This window comes from Lunatimonas lonarensis (assembly GCF_000390185.1).
Lineage (GTDB): Bacteria > Bacteroidota > Bacteroidia > Cytophagales > Cyclobacteriaceae > Lunatimonas > Lunatimonas lonarensis.
Genome location: NZ_AQHR01000044.1, coordinates 91,041 through 103,260, shown reverse-complemented (window position 1 = coordinate 103,260; position 12,220 = coordinate 91,041). Strand labels below are relative to the sequence as shown.

Here is a 12,220-nt window from a genome sequence, read left to right as displayed (position 1 = left end):
TGCAATGAACGACCAAATGAAGACAACGGCGGTGGGATTCAATCCATTCGCCGGTAACGCTATTGAGCGGGTGTTTCCTATGATTGCCCCTCAGAAGGAAATCTGGCTGGCCTGTATGGTGGGCGGAGAACCGGCTAATTTAGCCTATAATCAGGCTATCTCGCTCCATATGCGGGGTAGACTGAATGTAGATAGGTTAAGGCAGAGCCTGGCCATTTTGATAAAAGGCCACCAATCCCTTCGCAGTAGAATAAGCCGAAACGGGGAGAGTGTCATGGTAAACCTTGATGGGAAGCTGGAGTTTGAAGTGCTGGATTTTTCGGTATTGCCGGTAGATGAACAGGAGGACAAAATTTCTGGTTTTTACCAACAGAATGCGCTGCGCAGTTTTGACCTATTCGAAGGTCCTTTGATCCGGTTTACCCTCTTGAAAAAGAGGGAAGAAGATTTCGTATTAAATATAACCGCCCATCATATCATTTGTGACGGTTGGTCCTTAAATGTAATCGCCAGCGAACTTGGCAAGAATTACTCGCTATTGCAAGCTGGATATCCTGCGGGACCTAATCAGGAGCCTGATTTTTCACAATATGCCTTGCAGCAATTGGAATTTGAGAAATCTCCGGCTTATAGGCTGGTACAGCAGTACTGGCAAAAGAAATTCGCCGGGCATTCTCGAGATATTTCATTACCCATCGATTTTCCACGTCCGGAAATCAGAACCTACCGGGCAGACAGAAAGGTATACCTGCTTAGTGAGTTAGCGGCGGTCGGAATTCGAAACCTCGTACAAGACACCGGTTGTAGCGCGGTAAATGTACTGCTAAGCGGAATTGAAGTAATGTTATCCCATGCTTGTAAGACAACGGAGGTGGTCATAGGACTACCTGCGGCAGGCCAGGTGGTGCACGGTGATTTTGGTCTGGTAGGACACTGTGTCAATTTACTTCCCATCAAAAGTTCCGTGACGGCTGAAAAAAGCTTTTTGACTTATCTAAAGCAGCGGCGGAGCGAGTTGCTGGATGACTTGGATCATCAGCGTTTTACTTTTGGTAGCTTGCTGGAATCCATACAGCGGGTGAGGGATTTTTCAAGGGTGCCCTTGGTTCCCTTTGTACTGAACTTGGACGTGGATCCAGGGGATGATTTGAACTTTCAAGGACTTGAGGCAACCCTTTCGAACGACCCGAGGGCTTACGAAAATTTCGAGATTTTTCTGAACGTCGTGGGGTCTGCCTCCGGCTTTTCGTTTGAGTGGACCTATAACGCAGACTTGTTTCATCCGGATACCATCGGTAGGTTGATGTCAAACCTCCAACAGCTTCTTGAAAAGGTCTGCGAGGACTCGTCCCTGCTGATTTCATCTCTTGGTGTCGGACAGATGGCAGTAGAAAACACAGAAGTGTTTTCCACTTTTTTACCCAGAGACTACGCGTTAGACCAAACGTTCCAACAGTTCTTTTCAGATATAGTTCGGCGTTATCCCGAACATCCCGCCGCATCTTTTGGCTCCAAGGAAGTCGATTATCAAGCACTTGACCAAATTACCAATCAGTTGGCTAATTACCTGATCGGAAACGGAGCGGGTGTAGGTACCGTTGTAGGGTTGGCGGTGGATAGATCCTTGGAAATGCTGATTTCGGTGATCTCCATTTTTAAAACTGGGGCTACGTACCTTCCCCTTGATCCGGAATTCCCTGCGGATCGTCTAAGCTACATGGTGGAAAATGCTAAGGCGCAGTTGGTTTTGGTGAACGAAAAGCATCGACTGTCCATCTCGTCCTCGGCGCTTTCCATCGATCTGGAGTCCCTTTTTCCCCTATTGGCAAATGAACGGACAGACAATCCGGGTATTTTGGTTGGCCCGGAAGATGTGGCCTATATCCTGTATACCTCGGGTTCTACCGGTAGACCAAAAGGAGTAATGGTGACCCACAGGAATCTAACCAATCTTCTGCAAAGCCTTAAGGAGGATTTTGGCCTTGCGGTAGGGGATCGTTGGCTGGCCGTGTCTACCATATCCTTTGATATAGCATTCAATGAGCTGCTGTTTCCGCTTGTGTCGGGAGCTACCGTAGTAGTAGGCGATAGCCAGTTGGTGAAGGATGGACGGCGACTGGTTGAGATGATCAAGGAGCAAGAGATCACGGTTTTACAGGCTACCCCCCCGACTTGGCGATTGATGCTATTGGACGAATGGAATTTCCACGACCGATTGCGGGCAGTCTCCACGGGAGAGGCGTTGCCGAAAGATTTGGCGGAGAAACTCCTGCCCAAGGTTCGCGAACTGTGGAATGGCTATGGCCCAACGGAAACGACGGTCTGGTCTTCTCTCGCGAAAATAACCGTGTTGGATCGGGGAGTTACCATTGGGAAACCCATCGGAAATACGACATTCTATCTGCTGGATACCGACGGCCATCCAGTAAGAAATGGTGAGCCAGGAGAGCTCTATATTGGCGGTTTGGGAGTCTCCAAGGGTTACCTCCACTTACCTGAGCTCACTGCCGAACGATTCTTGCATGATCCCTTTTCAGCTCACATGGGCGGGCGTATGTATAAGACCGGGGATTTGGTAAAAGGGCTTTCCGACGGGGAGTTTCTGTGTTTGGGACGATTGGATAACCAGGTCAAAATCCGTGGATACAGGATAGAACTGGAGGAAATAGAATACGCGCTTCAAAAACTCGACGGAATACAGCAGGCGGTCGTAGGTGTGCGTGAATTTGGTCCGGGAGATGACCGCCTCGTAGCCTTTATCAAGCCACAAATAGCGGATGCCGGACTTTTTGAAGCTTTCCAAAATGTGTGGAGAAAGCAATTAAAAGAGGTCTTACCTCCCTATATGGTTCCTGCCGGCTGGGTCATGATGGAGGAATTCCCTCTCACGCCAAATAAAAAGATCGACCGGGCTGCGCTGCCCAATCCTCAGAAAACACTCCTAACCAAACCAAAAGATACAGCGGTGTTAAGCCCGGGCGAAGAACAGCTAGTGCAGATTTGGTCTGAGGTGCTGGGTGTTTCATTGATCAGCAGGGAGGATAACTTCTTCGAGCTGGGAGGGCATTCACTCACGGCGGTAAAGGTTATTTCCCGATTAGAAGGGGTATTGGGCAAGAAGATACCGGTTGTTGCCCTCTTTAAGTATCCGGTGTTTGGAGATTTTGCTGCAAATATGCTGGATGAGGGGCTTGCTCCGTCAAGCAATTCGCCCACACCAACCGTTCCGTTGGTAGAACTGCCTGAGATGGTAGATCTTACGTTTGACGCTACCGAACCCCAGTCAGAAATTTTTGCGGCCTGCCTCCTAGGGGGGGTAGAGGCCAATAAGGCCTATAATCTTTCCTTTTCCTTGGAGTTGAAGGGATCCTTGAATGTACCCGCATTCGAGCGTGCACTTACCTATCTTCAACGGCACGAGTCACTACGGGCGAGGTTTTCAGAAGATGGCACCCGGGTCGAGGTGTCAGCCGATGCGAAAGTCCCGTATCAGTTTTCGGATGTATCCGGTCTGGAGCCGGAAGAGATCGAAGCATTTATCCATCAATTCAAATTGGATAGCGTAAACCAGCTATTTGACCTTCAAGTGGGTCCACTTGCCCGGTTTTCATTGATCAAGACGTCGGAACGTAGCCACCTGTTTACCATTATGGTACATCACATTGTCTGCGATGGCTGGTCTATTGATAATTTGTTTCGCGAGCTAGGGCATAGTTATCAAAAGCTAATCAAAGGTGAACCGCTTTCCGGGGCTTTACCGCCAGCATACAGTAGATTTGCTTCCGAAAGGCAGGTATATTATCAATCCGATGCTTACCGGGAAACCGGGAATTATTGGAAGGAGAAGTTTGAAGATGGTTTTCCCGTATTGGAGTTGCCCACTGATCAGGAGCGGCTTCCAAACCGTAGCTTCAACAGCAAACGGCTAGACTTCTTTGTTCCGACTACATACCTCTTTCCATCGGGTAACAGTGCTGGATTTTTGGGAGCGAATACCTCGACCTTTTTACGGATTGTATTGGAGGTTTTGCTTTACAAAGTTAGCAGGCAATCTGATTTGATAACGGGTATGCCCGTAGCCGGCCATTTGGAGCATCCGGATTTTTTCGAAATGGTGGGACATTGTGTTAACATGCTTCCCGTGAGAGCGGCCTTGAGCGGCGACACTTCCTTTCAGGATTACCTCGCCAGACGAAAAGACGAAATCTTGTTGGATTTCCAACATCAGGGCTATACCTATGGCAGCATGCTGAAGGATTTACCTATCAGCAGAGAGGCCAGCAGGCCACCCATGATTTCTTTTGTAATGAATTTCGAAAAGGCGGAGGAGTTGGGGCCTTTGTATACGGGCTTAGATGTACGTTTGATCAGTAACCCAAGAGCCTATGAGCATTTTGAGGTGGTCCTTAATATCAACGAGGTTTCGGGGGGTTTTTGGTTTAATTGGAGTTTTCAAACCGCTCTCTTTTCGCCGGTCTCGATTGAAAGGTGGCACAAAAACTTCATGGAAATTGCCAAGGAAGTAGCTTCGGATTCCACGGTGACCCTGGGGAAGCTACCCTTGATCTACGATACAGGTTTTCGGCCTGCACGAGTTGGTGGACCTACCAAAGCGCTCAAAAACGGGTTTTTACAGATTTTGGACGAGGTAGTTGCCCGTTTTCCCGATCGTCATGCCCTTTCCATGGGGGATGAGGTGCTTACCTATTTTGAATTGGACAGAAAGTCCAATCAGCTAGCGCGGTTTTTGGTCGAAAAGGGGATTCGTCCAAATGACCGGATCGGTATATACATGGACAGATCGCTGGAACAGATGGTGGTTGTTTTGGCGATTTTGAAAGCGGGAGCTACCTATGTTCCTTTGGATATCTCCTATCCCGACGAGCGCATCTACGCGATCCTTGCACATGCGGACCTGAAGATGGTTTTTTCTAGGAGCCGAAGGTCTTGGAAATTTGAACATGGTCTGGTAGTGTCCAGTGATAAGATTTATTCGATGGCTGCGGGTTTTGAGGATGCTCCCTTGCTTGAGCGACCAAATCAGGAGCAGATGGTATACGTACTGCATACATCGGGATCTACCGGACAGCCGAAGGGAGTTTGCATGGGCTACACGGCACTTTCAAATTTGATCCAGTGGCAGTTGGAGGGATCTGGTTCGAGTCCGGAGTGGAGTACGGTACAATTCTCGCCGATTACCTTCGACGTTTCCTTTCAGGAGATATTTTCTACATGGTGCAGCGGAGGTACACTTGTTCTTATCTCTGATGAGGAAAGGCTGGACGCGTATCGACTTTTGGAGATTTTAATCAATCGGAACATCAACCGATTGTTTCAGCCGTTTGTGGCATTGCAGTCGTTGTGTGAAGCAGCGGTTAACCGTAAGGCGTGTCCCGTATCCCTTCGAGAAGTGATGACAGCAGGGGAACAGCTGCAGGTGACGCCACAGGTGGTGGCATTTTTTCAACAGTTGGATGGTGCTCTGTTGTTCAACCAATATGGCCCCACCGAGACCCATGTGGTCACCGAACTCCGCTTGGAAGGGGATCCCGCCAATTGGCCTGCCCTTCCGGGGATAGGGAAACCGATCGATAACACCACCATTATCCTATTGGATGAGCAGCTGAATGAAGTCGGTCTCGGGCAAGTAGGGGAGCTTTGTGTGGCAGGTCTGTCTTTGGCGGATCGTTACCTAGGCTCAGAACAGCTTACCATGGATAAATTCCCGATCTGGACAGACCACAGGGGAGTTGAGCAACGGATCTATAGAACGGGGGATTCTGCGATGGTGAACTGGGATGGCTCCTTGGTTTTTCTTGGCAGAAAGGATGACCAGGTAAAAATCAGGGGCTACAGAGTGGAACTTGGTGAAATCGAGGCCGTGATCAACAGTCTTCCGTTTGTAATTCAATCGGTTGTCAAAGTGCAGAAAAATGCCGTAGGTCAAAATGAGTTGATCGCTTATATCCAATCAGACCGGTTAGACCACCCCGTAAGGTCAGATGGCTCTGCATTACTTGCTGATTTCTCTGTTTTTGACCTCCCTGAAAAGGAAGCCCAGCTTCTAAGGGATGCATTGAAGAGTCGGTTGCCGGATTACATGCATCCGAAGGTGGCCGTTTTGGTGACCGGTTTCAAGAAAACCTCCAGTGGCAAAATAGATCGGAAAGCACTGCCCCAAGTTGAGGTAGCTGAGCTTTTGGTCCGTGGCACTGCCTACTTTCCTCCCGGTACCTCAAATGAACGGTTAATCTGTCAGGTGTGGTCCAAATGGTTGAATCTAAAGGAAATCAGCATCAAGGACAACTTCTTCGAATTGGGAGGCTATTCGTTGATAGGAATAAAAATAATGGCGGAGCTGGAGAAACTTACAGGTGTACGCCTTCCGTTGATTTCCCTCTTCAACAATCCAACCGTAGAAAAACTGGCGTCGCTGCTCGAGCCTGACCAGGACCGTATCGCATGGGATTCACTGGTTCCCATCAAACCACAGGGTACCAAAAGGCCCATCTACATTGTTCACGGTGGGGGGTTAAACGTGACCCCCTATTATAAGTTGGTTTCCAGAATGGACGCAGAGCAGCCTATTTATGGAATACAGGCCATGGGGCTAAATGGTATAGACCAACCCTTTGAAACCATAGAGGAGATGGCTTCCCATTACCTGTCGGAGATACTGGACCAAAATCCCTACGGCCCATACAACCTGGCCGGATATTCCTTTGGGGGGGTGATCGCTTTTGAAATGGCGCAGCAGTTGGTTCGAATGGGGAAGAAGGTGGACAAATTAATACTTTTTGATACCTACGCCAACCAACATGAAAGACCCACTGGATTGGTAGGGAAGGTGATTGACGGAATCCGCGAAGAGCTTGGAAAGCGATATATTGAGTTTAACTTGTTATGGAGGCACCCAAGGGTATTCAAAAACAAAAAGGTGAACTCCTTCAGGAAGAAGCGGGCCGCTTTGATGCGTATTTTGGGAACTTCCCAGCAGACCGAGGCCGACGGGATTTTGGCTACCCAAGAGCGGATCATAGCCGTTAATAAGAAGGCTGCACTGAACTATAAGGCCCAAAAATACGATGGAAGCATTTATTTCTTCCGGGCGGGAATCTGGGATTTTTACGAAAAGGACCTAACGTATTTGGGATGGAGGCCTTTTGTAAACGAAATCAAGGTTATCCCCTCATTAGGTGAACACGTTGCGATGTTCAACGACGAAAACGTAGACCTATTGGCAAAAAACCTTCAGCAGGTACTTGACGAATAGATGAGCTCATCCTGTAGTTTTTATGACAAAGGACCTACATTTCTCCAAGAAAAGGAATTGACCCAAAGTAGGAGATTGAAAGGGGGAGTCACCATCTACCTGGTTGACTCCGGGGAGGTAGTGCTTCCGGCGGATTACAGGAAGGTACTTTCGATGGAACAGCTTCAAAAGTCTGATGCCTTTGCCTTTTCTTGGCTAAAAAAGCGGTTTTTGGTTGGACGTTATTACCTCCGGTATTTGCTCGGGGCTTATTTGGGCGAAGATCCGGCGAAGATTGTATTTTGCAGGGGAGTGAATGGTAGACCCCAATTGGGGGTAGACTTCCCGCTCTGCTTTAGCGTCAGCTATTCCCGAACCATGATCGCCATAGGCATCGCTGATGGCTCCCTCGGAGTAGATATTGAGTTTGTCAACGAGGAGTTTGGGTTTACGGACATCGTATCGCATTATTTTTCGCCAAAGGAAGCTGAATTCATTGTGAATTCAGACAATTCTGCGGATGCTTTTTTTATGCTTTGGACACGAAAGGAAGCCTTGCTAAAAGGGATGGGTTTAGGCCTTGTAGACGACCTTCATGCGGTTCCCTCGTTGGATGGAACCCACCTAGCTGATCTCACAACAAAGGGTATTCCCGATGCTGATTGGACTGTCCATAGTTATACCTACGGGACAGGGTCTAGAATCAGTATTTCCTACCCTGATCGTATGTTTGAGGTCTGTTTTTGTCGGTTAGTGGCAGATCCGTCCCGAATTATTTTTTGATACGGTGACCATATTTGGTTGGTTTTGTGTATATTCCTGCTCTTTAGCGACGATATACGTTGTACCACACTACCAAAACCAATTATGAGTCCAATCAAAAAAGAAGATCTCAACCAGGAAATTTTTGACATCTACGACGAGTATGTACACAGTAAGATCGACCGTAGGGATTTTGTGTCCCGACTCTCTGCTTATGCAGTCGGAGGATTGACCGTCTCGGCGATTATGGCGTTTTTACTGCCCAATTATGTTCAGGCCAAGCGATTTGAGCTCAACGATCCCCGACTTGTTTCCGAATACCTTACCTATAATTCGCCAAAAGGTGCAGGCACCATGAAAGGATTGCTCAGTAGGCCTGCCGACGCTTCTGGTAAACTACCCGGCGTTTTGGTCGTTCATGAAAACCGCGGGTTGAACCCGTACATTGAAGATACGGCCCATCAAGCAGCGTTGGATGGGTTCATTGCCTTTGCCCCGGACGCATTGACCCCATTCGGTGGATATCCGGGTACCGACGACGAGGGAAGGACCATGCAGGCAAAGCGGGACAGGGAAGACATGCTGCAGGATTTCATTGCAGGATACGAATACCTTAAAAATCACCCGAACTGCACCGGAAAAGTAGGCGTTGTTGGATTTTGTTTTGGCGGTTGGATTTCGAATATGATGGCTTCCCGTTTACCGGATTTGGGGGCCGCTGTTCCGTTTTATGGAGGGCAGGCATCTGCAGAAGATACCAAAACCATACAGGCTCCCCTTCAGCTGCACTATGCGGAGTTGGATACCCGTGTAAATGAGGGCTGGCCTGCCTATGAGGAGGCCCTCAAGGCGAATAATGTGGGTTACGAGGTGCATTTTTACCCCGGTGTGAACCATGGGTTCCACAACCATTCTACACCACGGTACGACAAGGAGGCAGCCGACCTAGCTTGGTCTAGAACCGTCAGTTTCTTTCAGAAATATTTAGTTTGATCTTAATTGTTTTTCTAGTCCCAAGTTAACCAGTAGCTGACCATGAATTTAAATGACAGAGGCATTTCATTGATGCATGAATTCGAAGGACTTAGGCTGGAAGCCTATCTGTGTCCGGCCCGCATCCCAACCATTGGATGGGGAAATACAAGGTATGAGAATGGCCAACCTGTGAAAATGGGGGATGTCATTACCAGGGAACGAGCGGATGAGCTTTTTAAAAATATCGTGACCGACTTTTCCAAAGGTGTGCAACGATTGGTTTCAGCCAATCTAAACGACAACCAATTCAGCGCATTGGTTTGTTTTGCGTATAATTTGGGATTGGGTAACTTGCAGCGGTCTACGTTGCTAAAAAAAGTCAATGCCAATCCTGCCGACCCTACCATCAAGGATGAGTTTATGAAGTGGACCAAAGCGGGCGGGAAAGTCTTGCAGGGACTGGTTAGGCGTAGAGAGGCAGAGTCCAAGCTTTATTATTCTTAAAATCCCCAACGGTAAGCAATGACCGACAACCACGTAGACGTAGATTCCCTTTTTGGGCGCTTTTTGGCAAAAGAAACAGAGAACCCCTTGTACTTTGGCGAAAAGCTTGCCAAGGTGGGTACAGATGAGGTAAGGACTAGGCTTTTAAACCTTTTAGACCTGGAAGACATGGACGATGCTTTTCTGGCCGTAAAGGCACTTCTTCTGATGCCAAACAAGGAAGAAACATTGGAACGGTTATTAAGCACAATTCTCCGTCCGGCCAATAGGGGAAAGAACGGAGGGCTTGTTTCCTTGTTGGAAGAATTTGACCTTGGTGAACATTTCGTGGATATTTTCAGGATATTTCTTTTTGGCACCTTCAAAGCATCCACCTTGGCGAAGGGGTATTTGGATTACATGGAATTTGAAATCACTCCTAGAACGCTCAAAAAGGTGGAAAAACATTGGAATCATTTCCTTAACAACGCATCAAACGATGATTCCTTTGAACTGAAGAAAATGGAGGGAGAAGAAATAATCCAAGAACTGAAAGATCTCTTGAGTCAAGGGTAATATATTCTCGTTGTCACGGAGTACATGATTGCATTCAATACCAAACCACCCATTACAAAAAACCCAAATGAAGCCTACCCAACTTGCATTAGTCATTACCCTTGCCACAGCTTGTTTGGCTTTTATTTTTCCCGCAAAGATCCTCGCACAAAAAAGCTGGAAGGATATCCAGACGGTTGATGAGCTTTACCGGATGTATCCCGAATTGGTCGAGGAAATGTTTGATCCGTTTGACTTAAGCTACCCGGGGCTGGAACGGGTCAAATCGGCCCACGAACGTGGGGAATGGGTTGCTGCAGCGAATGAGTTACTTACATATTTTAAAGGGGCCGAAAATGCCCCTGCTTTTGTTCGCGACCTGCCAGCCTACTCTACGACGGAGGTAGCGGAGGCGGATACGATTTTGCAGTATGTGTTTACTATTCAAAACGTTCGAGGGGTGGTGCCCATTGGTACCGACGGCCACAGGGACTGGTACTATAAAGGGCCAAACAACGACCGGGAATGGGCATGGCTATCCAATAGACACAGTCAATTGGCCACAGTCATGAAAGCCTATTTCGAAACAGGGAACAGTAAATATGCCCGTTTCATTGATGAGTTTTTACGGGATTTTATCCTCGCAAGCATGCCCTATCCAGCCGAAAAAGGTACGGAATCTATTTGGCGGGGGCTGGAGGTGGCAGCTCGCGCCAAGGTTTGGGCCCGTCTCTTTTACGCCATGCGGGACAGCGAGTATCTGTCGGATGCTACCCGTTTGCTGATTTTAAGGAGTCTTCCGGATCATGCGCATTACAACAGAAACTTTCATGGTGCAAATAACTGGTTGACCATGGAGATTTCGGCATTGGCTACGATTGCAGCCTATTTTCCCGAATTGAAACAGTCTAGCGCATGGCTGGAGTATGGGATCGAAGAAATGGTTGAAAGCATGAGGGATCAGGTGTATCCCGATGGTGTTCAGACCGAGCTCGCTTCACACTACCATAACGTTTCCCTCCATAACTTTGAGCTTTTTAAAGAAATATGCGACCATGCAGGCCGGGAAATGCCGGACTACTTTGTAAACACCATCAGGGATATGTACGGCTATATTGCCCATGCTGTCCGACCGGATGGACACCGCATCCTTAATAATGACGGGGATCGGGGCAGTGACCGGACAATGATACTGGCGGGAGCAGCGAAATTCAATCGGCCAGACTGGGAGTACATTGTTACCAACGGGCAGCAGGGCATGGCTCCCGCACAAAGCCCTTCGTTCTTTTTTCCATGGGCGGGTCACCTCATTTCCCGAAATGGATTTGGTCAGCATGCCCACTGGTCTTTCTTTGATATGGGGCCTTGGGGAAGTGGCCATCAACACAACGATAAACTACATTTGTCGATCGCAGCGTATGGTAGAGACCTGCTGGTGGACTCGGGAAGGTTTGCCTATACAGGTGCGGTGGCCGAAAAATTCCGGCCTTATGCGCTGAGCAGTGCTGCCCATAATCTGATTCTCATAGATGGGAAGGGACAGGGCCGGGGCCCCACCCATGCGACGGAGCCTTTGACGGACGCCGATGCACGAATCACAGACGATTATGATTTTGGTTATGGTAGGTTTGACTCCTTTTCAGGTTTGGAGGGTAATGCTGCTCATACCCGTTCAATGATGTATGTAAGAGATCGGTTTTGGGTGGTAGTCGATCATATAGAGGTAGACCGTCCCAGAACCATCGAAGCGCTCTGGCATTGGCATCCTGACTGTACAGTGGAGGTAGAGGGAAATGTTGTCCGTACCAATCAGAAGGTTGGGAATCTGAGCATCATACCGGCAGCAGACATGAAATTTCAGATAGATCTCATCAAAGGTCAGGAGGAACCAACGATTCAGGGATGGTATAGTCCGTCCTATAATGAGTTCAGCCCGAATACTACCGCCGTTTACAAAGCCGAAATACCGGGTACGACTACTTTTGTTTGGTTATTGTTGCCCTCTGAGGATGTCGGAGCGCATGCAACCGCCTCCGTGGTGGCTTACCACGCCAATTCGGTTGAGGTAGATATAGAGGTTGATGGCCGCAAATGGGCTTTGACGATTCCATGGAATGGAACGCAGGGCGTAGATGTGACCCAACGAGTCGTAGGTTACGAGGTCGTAGATAGGGATCGGGATTGAAGGCAGTA

6 protein-coding genes are annotated in these 12,220 nt (G+C 48.3%); all 6 read left to right on the top strand.

Features of this window, described 5'->3' with window-relative positions:
* The first annotated feature begins 16 nt into the window (after positions 1–16).
* The 6 genes from ADIS_RS06970 (at position 17) to ADIS_RS06945 (ending at position 12,212) form a co-directional block, all read left to right on the top strand.
* On the top strand, positions 17–7,273 hold the full coding sequence (locus tag ADIS_RS06970) for an amino acid adenylation domain-containing protein (protein WP_162141563.1): 7,257 nt from the start codon (positions 17–19) through the stop codon (positions 7,271–7,273).
* Positions 7,274–8,035: a 4'-phosphopantetheinyl transferase family protein gene (locus ADIS_RS06965; protein WP_035805012.1), complete on the top strand. Its 762-nt coding sequence runs from the start codon at positions 7,274–7,276 to the stop codon at positions 8,033–8,035.
* Between the two features lie 84 nt (positions 8,036–8,119).
* Complete coding sequence (locus tag ADIS_RS06960; protein WP_010853682.1) at positions 8,120–9,007, top strand: dienelactone hydrolase family protein; 888 nt, start codon at positions 8,120–8,122, stop codon at positions 9,005–9,007.
* Positions 9,008–9,049: 42 nt separating this feature from the next.
* Positions 9,050–9,493 carry a lysozyme gene (locus ADIS_RS06955; protein WP_010853681.1) on the top strand — a complete coding sequence of 148 codons (444 nt, stop codon included), beginning with the start codon at positions 9,050–9,052 and terminating at the stop codon, positions 9,491–9,493.
* An 18-nt stretch (positions 9,494–9,511) separates the two neighbouring features.
* Positions 9,512–10,048: a hypothetical protein gene (locus tag ADIS_RS06950; RefSeq protein WP_010853680.1), complete on the top strand. Its 537-nt coding sequence runs from the start codon at positions 9,512–9,514 to the stop codon at positions 10,046–10,048.
* A 67-nt stretch (positions 10,049–10,115) separates the two neighbouring features.
* Positions 10,116–12,212: an alginate lyase family protein gene (locus ADIS_RS06945; RefSeq protein ID WP_010853679.1), complete on the top strand. Its 2,097-nt coding sequence runs from the start codon at positions 10,116–10,118 to the stop codon at positions 12,210–12,212.
* Positions 12,213–12,220 lie beyond the last annotated feature (8 nt).

Coding starts and splice junctions, on each gene's coding strand:
- ADIS_RS06960 (WP_010853682.1), top strand. CDS start 8,120: ATGAGTCCAATCAAAAAAGAAGATCTCAACCAGGAAATTTTTGACATC.
- ADIS_RS06950 (WP_010853680.1), top strand. CDS start 9,512: ATGACCGACAACCACGTAGACGTAGATTCCCTTTTTGGGCGCTTTTTG.
- ADIS_RS06945 (WP_010853679.1), top strand. CDS start 10,116: ATGAAGCCTACCCAACTTGCATTAGTCATTACCCTTGCCACAGCTTGT.
- ADIS_RS06955 (WP_010853681.1), top strand. CDS start 9,050: ATGAATTTAAATGACAGAGGCATTTCATTGATGCATGAATTCGAAGGA.
- ADIS_RS06970 (WP_162141563.1), top strand. CDS start 17: ATGAAGACAACGGCGGTGGGATTCAATCCATTCGCCGGTAACGCTATT.
- ADIS_RS06965 (WP_035805012.1), top strand. CDS start 7,274: ATGAGCTCATCCTGTAGTTTTTATGACAAAGGACCTACATTTCTCCAA.